Annotated in this window: 17 protein-coding genes and 1 pseudogene; 13 read left to right on the top strand and 5 right to left on the bottom strand. The window is 40.4% G+C overall.

Translation table 11 applies throughout. From position 1 onward, the window contains the following. The first annotated feature begins 136 nt into the window (after window positions 1-136). Entirely contained in the window at window positions 137-895 is a 759-nt protein-coding gene (locus ACLFKQ_RS03275) for a nucleoside phosphorylase (RefSeq protein WP_448998461.1), read from the top strand. A gap of 41 nt (window positions 896-936) precedes the next feature. Here the strand turns inward: ACLFKQ_RS03275 and ACLFKQ_RS03270 are convergent, their stop codons facing one another. After that, window positions 937-1611: a response regulator gene (locus ACLFKQ_RS03270; protein WP_448998460.1), complete on the bottom strand. Its 675-nt coding sequence runs from the start codon at window positions 1609-1611 to the stop codon at window positions 937-939. A 196-nt stretch (window positions 1612-1807) separates the two neighbouring features. Beyond that, window positions 1808-2260, bottom strand: a complete 453-nt coding sequence (locus tag ACLFKQ_RS03265; RefSeq protein WP_448998459.1) for a cupin domain-containing protein — start codon at window positions 2258-2260, stop codon at window positions 1808-1810. 272 nt (window positions 2261-2532) lie between these two features. On the opposite strand from ACLFKQ_RS03265, the gene glmS reads away from it, so the two are divergent. Continuing rightward, window positions 2533-4419 (top strand): glutamine--fructose-6-phosphate transaminase (isomerizing), encoded by a 1887-nt coding sequence (gene glmS, locus ACLFKQ_RS03260; protein WP_448998458.1) that lies wholly within the window; start codon window positions 2533-2535, stop codon window positions 4417-4419. A 59-nt stretch (window positions 4420-4478) separates the two neighbouring features. Here the strand turns inward: glmS and ACLFKQ_RS03255 are convergent. Further along, window positions 4479-5273 (bottom strand): annotated as a pseudogene (locus ACLFKQ_RS03255) (IS1 family transposase). Window positions 5274-5492: 219 nt separating this feature from the next. Between ACLFKQ_RS03255 and ACLFKQ_RS03250 the strand changes: the two are divergent. The 7 genes from ACLFKQ_RS03250 to ACLFKQ_RS03220 all read left to right on the top strand — a co-directional run bounded on the left by ACLFKQ_RS03250 (window position 5493) and on the right by ACLFKQ_RS03220 (window position 12392). After that, window positions 5493-5774 carry a hypothetical protein gene (locus ACLFKQ_RS03250; protein WP_448998457.1) on the top strand — a complete coding sequence of 94 codons (282 nt, stop codon included), beginning with the start codon at window positions 5493-5495 and terminating at the stop codon, window positions 5772-5774. A gap of 688 nt (window positions 5775-6462) precedes the next feature. Beyond that, a complete protein-coding gene (locus tag ACLFKQ_RS03245) occupies window positions 6463-6999 on the top strand; it encodes a hypothetical protein (protein WP_448998456.1) in 537 nt (178 codons plus the stop codon). A 42-nt stretch (window positions 7000-7041) separates the two neighbouring features. Beyond that, window positions 7042-7815 carry an alpha/beta hydrolase gene (locus ACLFKQ_RS03240; protein WP_448998455.1) on the top strand — a complete coding sequence of 258 codons (774 nt, stop codon included), beginning with the start codon at window positions 7042-7044 and terminating at the stop codon, window positions 7813-7815. Window positions 7816-8125: 310 nt separating this feature from the next. After that, on the top strand, window positions 8126-9520 hold the full coding sequence (locus ACLFKQ_RS03235) for a hypothetical protein (protein ID WP_448998454.1): 1395 nt from the start codon (window positions 8126-8128) through the stop codon (window positions 9518-9520). 40 nt (window positions 9521-9560) lie between these two features. Next, window positions 9561-9992 carry a hypothetical protein gene (locus ACLFKQ_RS03230; RefSeq protein ID WP_448998453.1) on the top strand — a complete coding sequence of 144 codons (432 nt, stop codon included), beginning with the start codon at window positions 9561-9563 and terminating at the stop codon, window positions 9990-9992. A 24-nt stretch (window positions 9993-10016) separates the two neighbouring features. Further along, entirely contained in the window at window positions 10017-10331 is a 315-nt protein-coding gene (locus tag ACLFKQ_RS03225; protein WP_448998452.1) for a YbjQ family protein, read from the top strand. Window positions 10332-10646: 315 nt separating this feature from the next. Next, the gene (locus ACLFKQ_RS03220) at window positions 10647-12392 is read left to right on the top strand and encodes a ShlB/FhaC/HecB family hemolysin secretion/activation protein (protein ID WP_448998451.1); all 1746 of its coding nucleotides are present in this window, start codon (window positions 10647-10649) and stop codon (window positions 12390-12392) included. A gap of 397 nt (window positions 12393-12789) precedes the next feature. On the opposite strand, the gene ACLFKQ_RS03215 is transcribed toward ACLFKQ_RS03220, so the two are convergent. Next, window positions 12790-14001, bottom strand: a complete 1212-nt coding sequence (locus ACLFKQ_RS03215) for an IS256 family transposase (protein WP_448998010.1) — start codon at window positions 13999-14001, stop codon at window positions 12790-12792. Between the two features lie 109 nt (window positions 14002-14110). On the opposite strand from ACLFKQ_RS03215, the gene ACLFKQ_RS03210 reads away from it, so the two are divergent. Further along, on the top strand, window positions 14111-14293 hold the full coding sequence (locus ACLFKQ_RS03210; protein ID WP_448998450.1) for a hypothetical protein: 183 nt from the start codon (window positions 14111-14113) through the stop codon (window positions 14291-14293). Window positions 14294-14838: 545 nt separating this feature from the next. Here the strand turns inward: ACLFKQ_RS03210 and ACLFKQ_RS03205 are convergent. Then, window positions 14839-15090, bottom strand: a complete 252-nt coding sequence (locus tag ACLFKQ_RS03205; protein WP_448998449.1) for a DDE-type integrase/transposase/recombinase — start codon at window positions 15088-15090, stop codon at window positions 14839-14841. Between the two features lie 674 nt (window positions 15091-15764). Here ACLFKQ_RS03205 and ACLFKQ_RS03200 point away from each other — a divergent pair. The 3 genes from ACLFKQ_RS03200 to ACLFKQ_RS03190 all read left to right on the top strand — a co-directional run bounded on the left by ACLFKQ_RS03200 (window position 15765) and on the right by ACLFKQ_RS03190 (window position 19398). Beyond that, window positions 15765-17594, top strand: a complete 1830-nt coding sequence (locus tag ACLFKQ_RS03200; RefSeq protein WP_448998448.1) for a fatty acyl-AMP ligase — start codon at window positions 15765-15767, stop codon at window positions 17592-17594. 99 nt (window positions 17595-17693) lie between these two features. Further along, window positions 17694-18008 (top strand): acyl carrier protein, encoded by a 315-nt coding sequence (locus tag ACLFKQ_RS03195; protein WP_448998447.1) that lies wholly within the window; start codon window positions 17694-17696, stop codon window positions 18006-18008. A 22-nt stretch (window positions 18009-18030) separates the two neighbouring features. After that, window positions 18031-19398 (top strand): hypothetical protein, encoded by a 1368-nt coding sequence (locus tag ACLFKQ_RS03190; protein ID WP_448998446.1) that lies wholly within the window; start codon window positions 18031-18033, stop codon window positions 19396-19398. The last annotated feature ends 10 nt before the right edge of the window (window positions 19399-19408 follow it).

Genomic DNA, 19408 nt, shown 5'->3' with positions numbered 1-19408 from the left:
AGTTTAAGAGCGATGTTTCTGTTACGGCTAAATAGTTAGCTTTCCCAATTACTTTAAAGTTTATAGTCTGCAATAAAAATCGATAATAAAGAAAATCCGCAAATTTCCCTCGTTTGACAATCTCGCGCCAATTTACATGAAACTCTATCATATTGGTTTTGGTAAAGAAGACCTCGGTACCGATCCACCTCAAATTGCCATGTTATCGGGAGAACCAGAGCGATCGCGCCACATTGCTAGCAATTACTGCCAAAATGCGCGACTACTCTCAGAATACCGTGGCTTAAATAGTTATCTGGCTCATCTTGCCAGTGGCAAACCAATTTTAATCGCCACTAGCGGCATGGGCGCGCCATCATTAAGCATCGTAGTCAACGAACTGGTGCAGGTAGGGATAAAAAAAATCATCCGAATTGGTACTTGTGGCTCGATTCAACCCCAGGTAAGGTTAGGTAGTATCGTTATTTCTCAAGGTGCTTTGTGTCGTCAGGGTGCGGCTAATGATATCGCACCTCCAGAATATCCGGCGGTTGCCGATCCGTTTTTGACTGTAGCTTTAGTCTCGGCAGCTAATAAGCTGGACATTCCCTATCATCTCGGTATTACTGCTTCGGTAGATACCTTTTATGAAGGGCAAGAACGCCTAGAATCATCAGCCAATGTCAATCTTCAATCTTGGCTGAGTGGTATCACCGCAGAGTATCGAAGATTAAATATTCTCAACTACGAAATGGAAGCAGGTACGCTATTTAAAATGGCTGGAGTTTATGGTTTTGCGGCGGCTTGTGTCTGTGGAGTAGTAGCGCAACGTACCCAAAAGGAAGATATTATTACGGAAGATAAAAATTTAGCAGTAGCAAGAGCGATCGCAGTCGCACTAGAGGCGATCGTCTAAATTGAATCAGGAGTCTGAATTCTGTCTCCTTCTTTGACAAATTAAACCAAATGGCTTTCTAAAGCAAAACGAATTAATTCCACGCGGTTGTTTCTTCCCGTTTTGCGTAACAAACTACTAACATATTTTTCGATCGTACGATGAGAAAGATGCAGTTTGTTGCCAATTTCCTGATTGGAATGACCGTCCATCAGCAAATTTAAAACTTCCCGTTCTCGTTTGGTTAGTTCCAACTTTTCGGAAAGTTCCTGCAAATCTGCGCTAGGGTTTTGGCGCTCGCTAGCTAAGTATGGTTCTGCTTTTTGGTGACTTTCTTGAGAAAATCTCAATTCTGAATGAATCATTTGCGATCGCTCTAAAAGATTGCGAATTACTGCACCTAGTTCTACTAGTTCGAAGGGTTTGGGTAGATAAATATCACATCCTGCTTGATATCCACGAATACGCTCGTTAGTACTGCTGCGTTCGGTCAAAAAAATTACCGGCAATAGGCGAAACCTGGGAAGTTGACGGATGTTTTTGACTAACTCATAACCATCGATACCAGGCATTTTAATATCAGAAATTAATAAATGAGGGTGAAATTTTTCCAACATCAATAACGCACTATTCCCATCTTCAGTGGCGAGCGTTGAATATCCTTGCGATTCTAGATAATCGTTAACGGACAAACGAATTCCAGGATCGTCTTCAGCAATTAAAATCAATAATGGCATTAATTGATGTAAAACTTATTTACTTATCACCTTTGAACATCCTATAAATAAATATATAGAAGCAGTCGATATTTACTCGAACTTTAAAAAACTTTAAGAAAGTTTAACAATATTTAATTAAACTTGCTGCTGTGTATTGCAAAACACACATTATTTTACAAAACTTAAACTTAAATTCGCTAATTCTCAGTAATTTTTAAGCAATTACCAAAGGATCCCGAGATAAATTCAACTGTTTAAAACTAGCTTTGGCTCGTTCTAGATCGTAAGGAAATGGTCTTTTAACTGGCTGATAGTCGCGATCGCTCGCTTCACCGTGTCGTTGCAGTGCATTGACCAGCAAACAATCTTCAGCATTGGGATTAATCGCACCGTGTAACACGTTAGGGGGAATAGTAACTGCTTGGGGATGATGTTCGCTTAAGGGAATATATTGATAATGTCGATTGTATAGTACTACCAGAATAAAACTACCTTTGACTACCAACAGGCGATCGGTTTGATGTTTGTGAACGAATAAATCGTCAACGGTATTAGCCGGTACTTTGACAATCATCGTTTCATCGCTCGATAAAGGCGTATAAAACTCAGCCATTCCTCCTTTCACTGATTCTAATGGTCGAATTGTCACCCCTTTAATTAGTCCCATGTTTTTGCTTTAGTATTTAATAAACTTCCCTCGCTCTAATTTTAACCACTAAGTTTGAAAAATTTTGCGATCGAAATAACATTTCGATCCCATTTTATGATATGTACACGAGCGAAAAAAATGTTGCCAGCAGCGATCGCTTCGCAGTAGTTAATGCAGTATAAATTAACCCGAAACTAGCTTGATAATAAATATAAACAAAGTCGCAGAATTTAAATAAATGAGTTAGAACATATGATTGTTAACCGATCGCTCAAGACTGATAACTTACTATGTGCGGAATAGTTGGATATATAGGCACTCAGGCAGCTACAGAAATTTTAATCTCTGGTTTAGAAAGGTTAGAGTATCGAGGCTACGATTCTGCTGGAGTGGCTACAGTTACTGAAGGTAAAATTCAGTGTATCAAAGCGAAAGGTAAACTGTACAATCTCAGAGAAAAATTAGAGAGACAAGTCGATCGCGCTCAAATTGGGATCGGACATACACGCTGGGCGACTCACGGCAAGCCAGAAGAACATAATGCCCATCCTCATCTAGATGCTTGCAGCAGCATTGCCGTAGTTCAAAATGGCATTATTGAAAACTATCGGGAGTTAAGAGAAGAACTAATCGAACGAGGTACGAAATTCGCCTCAGAAACCGACACGGAAGTGATCCCTCATCTCATCGCTCAATGCTTGAATAATTCTAATCTGTCTTTACTAGAAGCCGTACAACAAACTATTCCCCGACTACAAGGAGCCTTTGCGATCGCCGTTATTAATGCCGAACGTCCTTATGAGTTAATCGTTGCCCGACAGCAAGCCCCAATAATTTTAGGTTTCGGACAGGGTGAATTTTTCTGCGCTTCTGACATTACCGCCATCTTACCCCATACTCATGCCGTCTTGAGCTTGGAAAATGGCGAAATGGCAAGGTTGACACCATTGGGAGTAGAAATTTATAGCTTTGCCGGCGATCGTCTCAGTAAGTTTCCCCGTACTCTAGACTGGAATCCCTTGCAGGTAGAAAAACAGGGATTTCGTCACTACATGCTTAAAGAAATTTACGAACAACCTGCAGTAGTACGGACTGGTTTGGAAACCTATCTCAATCCCAACTGGCACGCTGACGAACAACCAGATTTTAGTCCTGTCAATCTCGGATTAACTCCCCATCTCTGCGACAATTTAGAGCACATCCAAATTCTGGCTTGTGGTACGAGTTGGCACGCTAGTTTAGTCGGCAAATATCTATTAGAGCAACTGGCAAATATTCCCACTACAGTAGATTACGCCTCAGAATTTCGTTACTCTCCCAAACCAATAATTGCCAATACTCTTACCATTGGTGTAACTCAGTCTGGCGAAACTGCCGACACCATTGCTGCTTTAGAAGCAGAAAGAGCTAGACGAGAGAACTTAGAACCCGAATTACAGGCAAAACTACTAGGTATTACCAATCGCGCCGAAAGCACCATCGCTCAAGTAGTCGATCGCATCATCGATACTCATGCAGGAATTGAAATTGGCGTAGCAGCAACCAAAACCTTTGTCGCTCAGGTAATGGGCTTTTATTTCTTAGCAATAGACTTAGCCTACCGTCGCCAAACTTTGTCCAATCACAGGATTGAAGAAATTATCAAAGGCTTGCGTCAGATACCTACCCAAATAGAAAAAATTATCGAAACTCAAGCCGACTACATTGAAGAACTAGCCCACGACTTCACCCAGGAAACCGAAGACTTTATCTTCATCGGACGCGGTATCAACTTCCCCATCGCCCTTGAAGGTGCATTAAAACTCAAAGAAATTTCTTACATCCATGCAGAAGCCTATCCCGCAGGAGAAATGAAACACGGACCGATCGCCCTACTCGATCATAAAGTCCCCGTTGTTGCGATCGCTATGCCTGGAAGCGTTTACGACAAAGTAATTTCCAACGCTCAAGAAGCCAAAGCCAGAGATGCTAGACTCATCGGCGTAACTTCAGCAATGAATGCCCAAGAAGCGGCACATACTTTTGATGATGTCTTAACCGTTCCAGGTGTAGAAGAATTAATCTCGCCAATTTTAGCAGTCGTACCCTTGCAGATATTGGCTTATCACATCGCCGCGATTAAAGGGTTAGATGTAGATCAGCCAAGGAATTTAGCCAAATCAGTCACGGTTGAATAAGTACAAAAATACTAAATAATTGTGTTGCGAAGTAATAAAAAAGTTGGAAACTGGTAGTGCTAAAGATGTAATGAAGCATTATAGTAATATACGAAGTGCCAGATAGCACCTAGATGATTCTCTAATGATTTGGAAAATGATAGGGTTTTTCCCACTAATCGAGATACTCTTTGTCTAAGAGTATTGTTAAACCGTTCAATATAACTTGTTCTTCCTGTTTCTTTTCCCACTGCTTGATGGGGTTGTTGAGGAAATACCGTCTCATAAGCTGCCCAAAAATCAGTGTAGGCAACCGCACATTGACCATAGACAGGAGGTAGCGAATTCCACAGTTCTGGCGCTGCTTGTTCGCTGCGATTGCGCTCCGCGCAGTGGCAAAGCCAATCGCCAATTGTTACCCCAACGATTTCACGAGTTTTGGAATCCAAAGCTAACCAGACCCATTGTTTATTTCCTTGATGGTCTACAAATGACACGGGGCTTTCAAGGTGCGGAACCTGTGTCCGCACACAGCCCCTCCACATTGCATCACACTGCTTCGTCAATTTCCCCTTTTTTTGGGTGTGACTTTTATTTCTCTGGGAACTAGAGCATATTTATTTATGGTTAACATAGGTTTGAAGCCACTTTTCTGACACTTCAACTGCTCGTGCAATACCTGCCAAAGAAATTCTTTCTAATCAGAGCCTGTCAATCAACTCCCGTTTCTCTTGATTAACGACGATTTTTTGCGGTTTCTCTACAAATTGACGATGACATTGATTACATCTAAACCTTTGTTTTCCGTTGTGAATCCGACCATTTTTGACAATTTTCTCAGAATGGCAGCTTGGACAAGTAGGCTTTGCTCTCAAGTTATTTAAGCTCGACGTTTATTTTAGATCGTTACTTCTACAGGACTACCCCAGAAAAATAAGTGATGTAGCGGATGGAAAATTCTGTTGAAGCTATAAATTCAGGTGATCGCCTTATCGAACCTCTAGGAATATATTCTCTAACTAGCGACAAATTTTTATTGAGACGATAATGTTGGCGATAAACTATGCACTTTTGTGCAATTCAATAGACATAATTTGACTGACGGATTGGCACAAAGAGTAAATGATTTTCAGATAGGGGAATTCCATAATACAAGAGAACAAGCAAGAGAAAATTATAAGTTCTCTGTAGAGGAGGCAAACATGGAATTTAATCCGCCAAAAAACCTAGGTTTAGAACAGCTAGTCAGTGGCATCGATTCATCATTTACCTATGATTCTAATGCCGACAGTCTAGCCGCACTCGCCAACTTCTCAAATACGCATACAGGAAGCGGTTATATCGTCTGCATTATGAGCCTTCTTCGTTATTTGTGAGATGTGTTCTAGTAACTTGTATCTTCAACTATGGAGGCAAAGATGATTAAAGTTCACATTTGGTTCCCTCGACCAGGTAATATCAACGAAATAATTAAGTTTGGGCATGTTTCTATGGAGATTCCTAGTAAACTTTATGTCAGCAAATATCCGAAACATCAAATACGGAGTGGATATATTACCCGGTTTGAGGAGGATGTTGATAAATGCGACCGACAGCCGCACTCAACAATTACTATCCATAATACAGAAAAGTACGAGAAGAGAATTATGGCGCTATGGTATGACCAATACCGTGACAAGCCATTCGATCAGATGAAATTTAACTGTTGCTCAGCTGTAAATTCGCTTATGGAATATGGAATATGTCAACGCCTATCAATGTGGCAATTGCTAAAACTGGGTACTTCTACAGTGAGAAATGGAATTACATCAAACAATTATGGTCATACATTGACGTTTCCAACACAAGTGATAATGGGTGGTACACCAAATAGTAATCCATATTCAACCTTTCCCAAGTGAAAAGCACCACACTTCCTTGGAAACGCAACTCATCGCCATTGTCTGGTCCAGGAGCTTGTAGCGCAAGCCCCTGTAGCTGTCCCAGCTTTTACGGGTCTGGATATACCTGCGAGCGCGTTCTGGATGCGGTCACCATTATGATTTACACTGGTAAGGAGTTAACATGACAGATATTTGCGATAAGGATCTTCATCTAATTGAAGAAAAATTGAGTGGCACCTGGCGTCTGCCTCAGTATGATGATTCGCGAGATTCTATTACTTTTATGGCCAATGGGACAGTACGAGTAAATTGTGCCTACCTATCAACCACCGCCAAGTTGGCCGGACTCTTTTATGGTGACGTGTACACTGGGAGTTGGCAAATTCGCCAAGTGGCACCAAAGGACTCGTGGATTAAACGAATATCGAGTTCGAGTACGAGCAGCATAGAATTGGTGGTGCGGCAGCCTGGATTCTACAGAGGAAATAAGAAGATAGAAGTTAATGGTCCATTTCTTCTTATCACCTTAACAAGCTTACCCGAATCTAAGTTGAACATCAATTCATTGGGACGATTCGCTCATATCGCCGATTGGCTCCAAACACTGAAGGAGATAGGAACGAACAAAGTGTTTGCTCTCCAGCAATTCGTCCCAGACCAGGGGCTACTAGTCATAGCAAGTTCAAGTGGATTGCAGGAGTGGCGCAAGGTGGGATAAGTGTCTAACGGAGTGCGGCTGTAGCGCCGCTTTTTTAATATTATGCTGCAATCGCTTAAGAGTCGGCTTTTATTCCCCGGCAGCTCTCTCCCCAGTGAACCAATTTCCAGGGATTGGAAGGAGCATGTTGCCCACATCCGACTGTCCGAAGAAAAAATTACTGTTGCGCTTTCCGTGCCTTCACAAGAATCTGATGAGTTTACAGTTTTGTACTTCTATGGAAACGGAATGACGCTTTCTCGATGCCTTAATCCCTATCATTTCTTTCGCTCTTTAAGGTGTGGGCTAGGAATGGTCGAATACCCTGGGTACGGTATGGTAGAAGGCCCTCCAAGTGAAGAAGGTTGCGTTGCTGCAGCTGAGGCGCTGTATGACTTTGTGGCTCAAACTCGAAACTTCCCTCCAGAGCGCTTGCTAGTGGTTGGGTGGTCATTGAGAGCTGCAGTAGCTCTTAGGCTTGCCTCCCTAAAAGAAGTGGCAGGCGTCGTCCTTATGAGTCCTTTTACCAGTGTCTCAGCTATGGCTCAAAAAGTTGCACCTGGATTCGTTGTGAAAGCCATGCTAGGTAATGATGTGTTTGATAACATTAAGCTCATAACCAAGGTACCTCAACCAGTTCTTATTCTACACGCCAACGAAGACGATATCGTTCCCTTCCACATGGGCTGGGAGCTTTGTCAGATACGAAATAAAATGGGCTTGGACGCCCAGCTCGTTCCTATATACGTAGCCGGGCACAATGACTTGTTTACTTCAGGCACAGAAGCTGTGAAGGTGGAGTTTGAAAAGTTTATGAACAGGTTACGCACTTCATGAGCCAAACATAGTCCCTTTAGAGATTAACAGGGGGCAATCATCACGGCCAGGTTTTTGGCTGATTCGGGCAATCAACATGGCTTAAATCGGTAAAGACTAGCCCTAGTAACTCACTCTATTATCAGAGAAAGACTAATGCAATCTATCGAGAATATTGAGTCTTTTTGGAATAAAAATGACAAAATATTGCCAAATTATGTGAAATTACTTGAATAAACTCAAAATGCCTTGGTCTTTATTAGATAAATAGTGTCTTTAGTAAGAAGCCCCTTAGTCAAAACGTTCTCTAATTTTAAATAAATAGTCAATCATGCTTTGCACAACTATCTCAGCTCTTGTGAAGAGAGTAGTAATATTTCTTCTGACGCTTTGCTTAATGCTGAGTAGCACAAGCCCCATTTATGCAGCACCAATTTCTCAAGAAGCAGATTACCTACTTCCTCAATGCAAAGAAATTAATGACACTGTGTTGCGTGCCGATCTAGATCTAAACCTTATTATGCAGGAATTCTTTGCCGACAAAGCAAATTTTGATTTTCAGGCAGCCGTAGATCGACAATGGCGTACATTAAATATTGATTCAACGATAGATTCTGAAATTGATAGGGCAGTAGATTTAGTGAACAGTGATGCAGGGTGGGGGAACAGATTCAAAAGTAGCTGGCTTCCCTCCGAGGCAGAAGAATTAACCAACAAAGTTACTGAAATTGCCTTTAGTTCAAAAGCACTAAATCGCAAACTCGAACGATTGTCTCAGAATATGGCTGACGATCTGGCTAATCAGTTAGAGCTTGTTTCCGCTCAGTCTTCAGCCTATGCGATGGATTGTCTGCAAAGCTTTATTGGCAATCAATACTCTCATACCTTTGTTGAAGAGTTTGGTAAGAAAATCGAAAATTCAGTCCCCGACCCGAGTCAATCAGTAGCTTCTTTTACTCCCGATACCGCCACTTTCATCAAAACACACAAATTTGCCTTCGGAAGTGCTGGGGTTTTACTTGCAACAGCAGCTACTAAACGAATAATTACCAAAAGCATTATTGAGCGGGTTACGCAACAAGTCATTGGAAGAATTGCTGGACGTTTGGGAACGAATGTCATTCCATTTGTTGGCGAGATTGTCGGTGGCGTGTTACTAGCAGGTGATGTGATTAAAAGTTTCGATGGCGCACTGCCACAAATTCAAAAATCTCTTAAGGCAGATGAGGTACAACAAACATTTCGGCAAAAAATTGCCAGTAGAGTTGAAGAAGAACTTCGCAATGAATCTTCTCAGATTGCGCGGGAAGTTGCTACTAACGTTTATGCGGAATGGCTTGATTTTCAAAAAGATTATCGCGAAACATTAAGTCTGCTAGGAGAAGTGCCTGAATTCAAGAATATTTTCGACAGAACGAGCGATAAAACTAAGATATATTCTTTAATAGGGTTCTCTCTAAATAATATGGGTCGAAGCCAACTAGTGGCAGCTATTGAGGATAGGTCATTTGAGCGGTCGCTTTCTTTGCCAGAAACTACTTATAAAATGCTTGAAACTACGAGTAGTTTCCCCATTCTAGTGGAATGGACAGATTTGGCTGGAAGTCAGATTGAAGATATAGTAAGTTTGGAACTTTACAAGCATCTGTCTCCACAAGAGCTAGATCGACAACTATTAAAAGAGATATTAGATATTATCTCTCAAAGATTCTTCGATAATATCTAAGCTTTCACTATTAGACATCGACTCTATTCGCAAGTTGTTGATGATATCCCAACAAAACTTACTGAATCTTGCTGACCGTTTATCCGCAGAAGACTTGAGACGACTAGCAGGTTACTTAGGAGAGTTAAAACAATCTCAAGTCAATCAACTCATGAGGCTTTTACTCAATGACGATCCTTCAGTAATTAAGAATAATGACTTAATAGCTCATATTATTCAGAGCCGCAACATTAGCGCTGCAACTGAATTTTGGGAAGCACCAGCAAATCTATTTTCGCTAGTCAAAGGTACATGGAATTTGTACACAGGAGCTATTTTCTGGCGTTTGTTTATAGATAAGTTTGGTCTCAGTATACCAACAATGGTCATCTTTATTAGTTTTCCCATCTTTTTGCTATTAGGAGCAGCTATATGGTTCTCCCGCCAATGGTCAGAAATAAGTCAGAAAAAAGATTTTTCAGAAACAATTTAAAATCAAGAATCTTAAGTAAACAATATGCTAATAAGTCTCGATTATTTACAAAAAGAATCGCAATTTGAAATTGGTGAGTTGTATACGGTTGTTGTAGTCAAGGCTGCCAATGTTACTAATGATATCAGAGAAAATATTCGCAATTTGACGGGTGGGCGTATGAAACATTATGAAAGCCTGATTCAGGATGCTGTAGAGGAGGCATTAAGAGAGTTAAAACAAAAAGCAAAAGATAATAACTATGATGGGGTGATTGGCGTAAAGATTGCCAATCCAGTGGTTGTAAACGGAGGTGCAGAGATAATTGTCTATGGCAATGGTTTTAGAAAAAAACACTAGAAAAACAAAGCAAATCCGGTAATCTATTAAATCTTCTACCATAAGAGACAAAAACGAAAACAAAGCTTCTAGCAAAACGAATCTAGAGCTGTACTTCTCTTGGTTCGGCAATAAATTGATTTTCTGTTTAAATTTACTAACGCAACTTAAACAATTTTGAATGATATTTGACTAAAAATAAAGAAATAATAAAAAGTTTTTGTTTTTAGCTGCCTAAAGCTATTAAAGACTTGTGTGTATTGTCAATTTATACAATAATGTTTTTGCTGCCGCGACTATTAGTACTTTAACGCCCGTTATGAATAACTGGTAAATATGGAGCAAAGATTTTCTCAGCAGTATTTAGTCACCATATCTAGTCTTGGATTGGCTTCTTTAGTTGTTTTGTCTTTTCCTAGTTTGGCACAGACTTCTCCTTCAGAAATCGATTCCCCCAATCTCGATCGCACCATTCCTAGAGAGTCAGAGCCTTTACCCCAAGAGCCTCCCTCACCACCCGAAGAACCAGAACTACAGCTTCCTGAAGACTCCGATGCCACTGGCTGTCAGTTATCAACAGAACTGGATGAACCCTATGACAGCTATCGCGATCGCTTTTTTATTAGAGAAATTGAGGTGTTGGGTAATACGGTTCTGCAACCTGAAATCGAACGGTTAATTAAAGAGTCAAAAATTAAATACCGTACGGCTACTTTTGACGATTTAGTGTGCTTGCGATCGCGAATTACCGATCTTTATATCGAACGGGGTTACGTTACTTCTGGTGCCTTTTTAGTCAACAACCAAGATTTAAGTGATGGTACGGTTGAAATTCAGGTAGTTGAGGGGGAATTAGAAACTATACGAGTTAGTGGTTTAGAGCGACTCTCGGAAAGCTATGTCACATTGCGGTTAGACGCAGCTACAGCTACGCCACTGGATCGAGATAGCTTAGAAAGAGCATTGCAACTATTAATTTTAAATCCTTTAATCGATACGGTTAGTGCTGAACTCACGGCAGGCAAACAAGTAGGAAGTAATGTTTTGCGGCTTGATATCGAAGAGGCTGATGCTTTTAATGCTGGTTTGGCTGTAGATAACTATCGCGCACCTAGTATTGGTGAAATTCAGGGAAGCGTTAATCTCACACATAATAATCTACTGGGTTTTGGCGATCGCTTCGAGGGACAGTATAGTTTAACTGAAGGCTTAAATATTTACAACCTCGGCTATACTTTCCCTCTCAATAGCTCCGATGGCACTTTGAGAGTTAGTTATGACAATAGCGATAGCGATATTATTGAAGAGGAGTTTCGCGACTTGGATATTGAAAGCGAAACCGAGACTTTTGGGGTAAATTTAAGTCAACCCTTGCTGCGCTCGCCCAACCGAGAATTTAGCCTGAGTTTTGGCATGGATCTGCGTCGTCGTCGTACTTTTTTACTCGGCGAACCCTTTTCTTTTTCCCCTGGAGTTGAAGATGGCGAATCTAATCTTACCGTACTGCGCTTTGCTCAGAATTGGGTAAATCGTAACGCTACCAGTGTGTTTGCGGTGCGATCGCAGCTTAATTTTGGCATTGATGCTTTTGATGCAACTATTAACGATAACGCTCCAGACGGGGAGTTTTTTGCTTGGCAAGGACAATTCCAGTGGGTGCAACAACTAACATCGAGAAACTTGTTGGTGGCTCGGATTGGTACCCAACTCAGTTCCGATGCTTTACTCTCATTAGAACAGTTTAGTCTCGGTGGAATCAGTACGGTTCGCGGCTATCAAGAAAACCAACTGATAACCGATAATGGTGTTTTGGGTTCTCTGGAGTTACGCATTCCCTTGACTGAAAATCCTAGCACCTTGCAGCTAACTCCCTTTTTCGATTTTGGCACGGGCTGGAATAATGAAGAACCAGATCCCGATCCTACCACCCTTGCTAGTTTGGGTATCGGCTTAAACTGGACTGTTGGCGATCGCTTCAATTTTAGTTTGGATTATGGCATACCTTTGATTGCTGTCAATGAAGAGGGAGATTCCATACAAGAAAATGGCTTTCATTTTGCCGTACGCTATCAACCTTTTTAATCTCGAATCCTGGAGGGGAACAAATTAATTCTACAGCAATGCGATCGTGCGATCGCTCTATCTTACGATTGTTGAGGAAGTTTTAAACTGTAGTTTAGACTAAAAAAAAACATCAAAAAATAATTCAGCCAGTTGAAAATAGCTGAAATCGGAAACAAATACTCAAAAACTAAGATTAAACTGCTTTCTTTTGAGATTTTTTACTGCCAGAATAGCTCTTCTTCGCTATGGGATAGGTCTTTCTTTCCCTTCTTTTTTTGCCTTGTTTCCAACCAGGGGACTTTCCACGGAGTTTGGTCAAAGTAGTAGATGTACCAATCTCAACTAAAAGTGAAAATAGTGACTGTGCAACTCTTCCAGAGGGGTGGATCTGTCAATAAGTTTGTGTCAAAGAAAGTTAAAGTGGAAGCCGTCCTTCAAACTCGATGGCAAATCGATTTAAAGCAGCTTTCCAATCCCGTAAAGGTCTAGTCCATCTCTGAGATAAGTTATTAATCGCAAGATAAATAACTTTGAGCGCAGCTTCATCTGTTGGAAAAATCCGATGATTCTTCAACACTTTTCTAAGAGTCATATTCATCGACTCGATCGCATTAGTGGTGTAAATAATGCGACGGATTTCTGGAGGAAACTGGAAAAACGGAATCACGTGCTGCCAGTGAGCCAGCCAAGACCTACTAATTGGGGCATAAGTGGAGTCCCACTTGTCAGCAAAAGTTATTAGTGCCTGTTCGGCTTCAGCTTCAGTAGCGGCAGTGTACACTCGTTTGAGGTCAGCGGCAACAGCTTTACGGTGTTTGTAGGAGACATAGCGTAGGGAGTTCCTGACCATGTGTACCATACATAACTGTACGCGGGTTTGCGTAAATACCGTTTCAATCGCTTCGGCGAAGCCCGTCAGACCATCGATACAAGCAATAAAGATATCCTTGACTCCACGATTCTTTAACTCAGTTAACACCGACAGCCAGAATTTTGCCGTTTCTGTCTGGGTCATCCACAGCCCCAATAACTCCTTATCGCCTTCGATGTTGATTCCCAGAGCTAGATGGACGGCTTTGTTGATGACTCTTCCCTCCTGTCTGACTTTGACGACCAAAGCATCAAAAAAGATAATTGGATACACTGCCTCTAGGCTGCGATTTTGCCACTGGAGTCGCTCTTCATGAACCGCATTGGTTACTTGAGATACCAGGGCTGGCGATACTTCTACTCCATAAAGGTCTTGTAGTTGGGCTTGGATATCACGAGTGGTCATTCCTCTCGCATACAGGGCGAGAATCTTGTCATCGAAGCCTGTAAAACGAGTTTGTCCTTTTTTGACCATCTGAGGCTCGAATTGGCGATCGCGATCGCGAGGCACGGCAAGTTCCGCTTCGCCAAACTCCCCCTTAATGGTTTTACGGCTGTGTCCGTTGCGTCGATTTTGTCGCTCTTTTTTGCCCCGCTCTGCCTTCTGAGTCTCTAGATGTACGTCTATTTCAGCTTCTAAACAACGCTCTACGAGTTTTTTGGTCAGTTGTTTGAGGATTCCTCCTTCTCCAATAAGGTCTTCTGGTTTTTCATAGTCTTTGAGCAGTTCATCAATTAACTCTGGTCGAAAGGTCATAGTCTCATTCCTCACATTAATTCTATTTATTAGAGTGTGTTTTGACCTTTGACACAATTTATTTTACATACCCTCAAATGGTAATTCCCGAGTAGGTAAAGCTATTTATATGCCAGCAGTTGTCGCTCAACGGCATAATCCTATTATTCAGCAGTTTCGCGATCGTCTACGTCAAAAAGGAAAACATCCAATGGCTATTTTAGGCGCACTCATGCGTAAATTACTTCATATTGCTTATGGAGTCATTAAAACTGGCAAGCCTTTCGATCCTAATTACTGTCAGATTGCTTGACCTTTAAGACGGTATCTGTACTTAGATTTCTGCTACCTCTTTCAGCTTTCGATCTACAATCGTTTGTTCTTCTGGTGTCATGCTTAAAGTAAAAAGAGCTTATCATCTCAATCTTACTCTAAGTATTTTTATTTACTGCATAAGTGGGATGCTCCCCTAAAAAAAGTCTTAGTAATAACTAAAAAAAGTCTTAGTAATAACTAAAAAAAGTCTTAGTAATAACTAAAAAAAGTCTTAGTAATAACTAAAAAAAAGTCTTAGTAAACCTCTGGCGTCATCCTAGTTTACTTGCCTAATTTTAGACAGAAAAATTCAGTGAATAACTATTTTTTAGACGACAATTTTAAAGAGAAATTTTATTAATTTTTTTATCTAAAGAATCAAATTTATTCATATTTATTACTTGATTTTTGCGAATCATAGTTAAATTTTATAAGCTTTTAAAGTCTATCATTATGTATAAAAATATTGAAAATATAATTTGTATTTAACAAGCTTCTTTGGAAATATATGGTCTTACTCGATTATATTATTGAGATGTTTTTTTATCTCAATTCACACTCATAAAATAATAATACTTCTTGTTCTAACTCTTCAATTGCTATAAGATAAGTTGCATTTTTATCTACATTAATTACTCTGAGTTGTCTATCTTGTCTGGCTTTAAGAACTTTTTTTATAAATTTTTTTGCTGCTTTATGCTCTCTTTTTGCATTCGGCATAAAGTCTAAAATATTGTCATTACTATCTACGGCACGATACAGATATTTCCATTCTCCATTAATTTTGACATACATTTAATCTACTCTCCAATAATCGTTAGTTGACCTGAGATGATTTCTGCTTTTTTTTATTTCAGGTACATAAATTATCACTCATCTGTAAATTGTAGTGTGAGCTACAAATAGTTTTTTTTCTATCATAATTTCTGATAAATTCCTGTAACTTAAATCATAGCGAAGATACCAACGAACGCAGAGTAAAATAATTTCTCCTTGAAAGTGTCGCCATTTAAAGAGTTGCTTTAAGTTGATCTAATTTAAGTAATTATTTGCAGTTATTGTATGCTACAAATTTACTCCGATTTTTGCAACAGTACTTAATTTAAAAAAATGTAATCTTTATCACTGTATTTTTAAAACCAAACATGTTAGCCTACTCCTAGATTGTTGATTTTTTCTACAGTTATCCATAAAATAAAATGAAAAACTACAGTACTATAACTTTAGTAATTCCAGATGATTTTGGAGAAAAATTAGGTTCTAAAAAGGTTGTTTTTTCAAGAAAAAGCTCTAAAATGGATTCTATATCAAATCAACTGTGCGAATGTGTTTAACCTGATTCGACTCTAGATATATATAAAAAAATGGGTCTAAGCCTAATGCTGGGAACATTGACTTAGACCACTCTCTCCGCAAGTAGACCTTAGTTTAATTCAATTCAATCTATCTATAGGGAGATTGTCTCTATTATGACACAGCGAGAATTTTTTGAACGATCTGACTTAGTAAAACTGCTAAGCTACAGAGTCAAAAATCAGTCTGACCAAACCGCTTATACTTTTCTCCAGCATGGGGAAATAGAAAAAGATAGGCTAACGTACAAAGAATTAGACCAACAAGCAAAAGCGATCGCAACTTCTCTCCAATCCTCAGTAGCCAAAGGCGAACGGGCTTTACTATTGTATCCGCCAGGTCTAGAATTTATTACTGCCTTCTTTGGGTGTTTGTATGCGGGAGTAGTGGCTGTTCCCGCCTATCCACCTCGACGCAATCAAAATATGTTGCGATTGAAAGCACTCGTGGTAGATTCCCAGGCAAAGGTAGCTCTAACTACTACATCTCTTTTGACTAAGATAGAGAACCGCTTTGTCCAGACTCCAGAATTTAAGTCATTGCGCTGGCTAGCTACCGATAGCATTGCTAGCGAACTGGGAGAATCGTGGTTAAAACCAGAAGTAATGAGTGATACTCTAGCTTTTCTCCAGTACACTTCTGGTTCTACGGGGATGCCAAAAGGAGTGGCGATCGCTCATGGTAATCTGCTGCACAACGAACAAATGATAGAAAAAGCATTTGCTCATACGAAAGATACTATTGTTGTCGGTTGGTTGCCCTTATTTCACGACATGGGACTAATTGGCAATGTCCTCCAGCCTCTGTATTTGGGAAGACCTTGTTTTCTAATGTCCCCTGTAGATTTTTTATACAAGCCGTTTCGTTGGCTACAGGCGATTTCTCGTCATCGAGCAACTACCAGTGGTGGTCCTAATTTTGCTTATGACCTGTGTCTTCGCAAAATTACTGACGAACAGAGAGCTTGTCTCGATCTAAGTAGCTGGGAAGTAGCTTTTACAGGAGCAGAACCAGTTCGAGCCGAAACTTTAAAGCAATTTACCGAGACATTTAAACCCTGCGGTTTCCGTCCAGAAGCCTTTTATCCCTGCTATGGAATGGCTGAGACCACACTATTTGTTACTGGAGGATTTAAAACTACTTCTCCAGTCATAGATCGAGTTTCAGCAACAGCTTTAGAGCAAAATCGAATAGTAGCTACTACAGATCGAGACAGCAATATTCGACAAATTGTTAGCTGCGGTCAAACTTGGTTAGATATGAAGGTTGTAATTGCCGATCCTGAAACTTTGACTCGGTGTGAAGACACTCACGTCGGTGAGATTTGGGTATCGGGTTCGAGTGTGGCTGGTGGCTATTGGAATCGACCTCTAGAGACCCAACAGACTTTCCATGCTTATTTGGCAGATATCAACGAAGGACCATTTCTGCGGACTGGCGACTTGGGATTTATTAAAGATAACGAGTTGTTTGTCACTGGTCGTCTCAAGGATGTAATGATTATTCGAGGACGAAACTATTATCCTCAAGATATCGAACAGACCGTAGAAAAATGCCATCCAGCATTGCGTCCTAGTTGTAGTGCGGCATTCTCATTAGAAATTGAAGGCTCGGAGCGATTAGTAATAGTGCAAGAAGTAGAACGCAGCTATTTACGAAAGCTCAATATGAATGAAATAGTAGATAGTTTTTGTGAAGCAATTATAGCAGAACACGGATTGCAAGTTTATGCCACTGTATTAGTTAAACCAGGAAGTATTCCCAAAACTTCTAGTGGAAAAATTCAGCGTCATGCTTGCCGAGATAAATTTTTGAGTGGTAATTTAAATGTCGTCGAAGACTGGAGCGAAAATCCTCACTTTAAAGCGGAATTTCTCCGTCTGCAAGCCGAAATTGAATCGGCATTACAGAAATTAAAATTAACAAGTGGCAAACAGACAAGCTAGCGGGACTCAAATGCTAACTAGCTTGTCGAGCCTACCAAGAACAAACAAGATTGCAACTAAAAAAAAATCAAGAAAAAAATGGAAATTAAGAATATCTCAATGGACGAAAAGCAATTAGACTCAGCCCCAATTCCGAGTACGGAATCGGATTACGCCAGTGTCAAAAAAGTGCCCACCCAGATAGAAATTCAAACCTGGATAGTTAACTATGTTGCCGAACTTTTAGAGGTAAAACCAGACAAAATTAATGTCAAGATTCCCTTTGACCGGTATCGATTAGATTCTTCTGCAGCTGTGGGACTAGCTGGCGATTTAGGAACCTGGCTAGACCGAGAGCTAGAGCCAACTTTACTTTACGACTATCCCACTATCAAGGCATTAACTCAGCATTTAGTTGAGTCTTTATCGGATTAAAAATTTTTTTTAGAGAAGCATTATGAAAAACAATACGCCAGTATTACCTCAGTCCGCTTCCTCTTCCTCTTCATCTCAAAGGAAGAAAACCAAACATTTTCAACTAATTGAAAAAACTTATCAAAGCAATATTCACTCCAACTATACTGAGAAAATCGCCAATTTAGGCAAAAACTTTGACTATAGTAGTAACCGCGATCGTTATTGGGGAGATCCAGAGCTATCAACCTTTTATGGCACGCCATTATACGAGCAAGCCTCTGATTCCCAAAAATTAGCACTCAATCATCTCTATTGGGTAGGGCAATACAACCATACGGCAAACTCCGAAGCCAATACTATGCTCTACAATCAAATCACTGAAGGAGTTTTTGCTCACTTTAGCGATTATCAAACTTTGTGCCAGGAGCTAGAGTTTGAGACTTCTCAGGAACTTCATCACATCAAAACTTTTCAAAAAATTGGTTACAAAACTAAAATAGCTCTGCTGGGAAAATCGAGTCTGGGCAATCCCCTCTCCAAACAATCAAGCAAATTAGGTCAATTGAAAGACTCAGTTTGGCTTAAGCTCAATTTTTCTTTAGAAGCTGCCAGGGAAGCTACCTTTCGTTTTGTTACCCGTTTGATGCTTGGTAGCAAAACTCATTCCTATTCCCATTATCTACAAGAACAAGACAGTAGCTCAATTCCAACCACTACTGGCGGTTTAGCCGAGTTAACAGGTTCTCCCACTGCCTTTAAATTTTTTACTCTTAACTGGGGTAGTTCGCCTTTTTTAGCATCACAATACTATGCAGTTCGTATGATTGCCAATATGTCGCTTAAGACATACGAACATCAGTATTTCAAACACTTCAAACAGCTAGATAAAGCCAAGGAGTTTATTCCTGCTCCCACTGCTGTTTCTTACTATCATTTGTTGGATGAATCCTTTCACACAACTATGTCTCAGGTAATCGCTCAAGAGTTATACCAAGACTTTGCTCAGCCAACAGCATACGAAAAATTTGTAGCCAATTTAACTATTTATTTAGCCCAAAAGGGAGTTTTAGGAGGTCTTTCTGCCGGTTTACCAGCGGTTTTTCGCGACGATGCTTCTTTTTTCATCTCATTCTACAGATTGCTCCAGTCTCCCCTATTTGAGATGTCATCCACAGAAGCACGCCAGTGGATGGAAAAATGCTTATGTAGAGAACACGAAGGATTTCATATCAATCTCAAGTATCACCAAAGACTACTCGCAGAATTTCGTCGCTTTTTCGAGCCGCTCGACTATCTTTGGTCTGTCAACCGCGAAATGCGTCTCATGGCTTCAGGAGGCTCAATCGAGCGCGCGATCGCCAATAATCGCCAATCTTGGCAGCGATTTTCTCGGCAAATTAAGAATTAAATTCCAGTAA

The sequence above is a fragment of the Myxosarcina sp. GI1(2024) genome, assembly GCF_053543375.1.
Note: the sequence above shows the minus strand (reverse complement) of the source record. Positions and strands in the feature narration are given on the sequence as shown.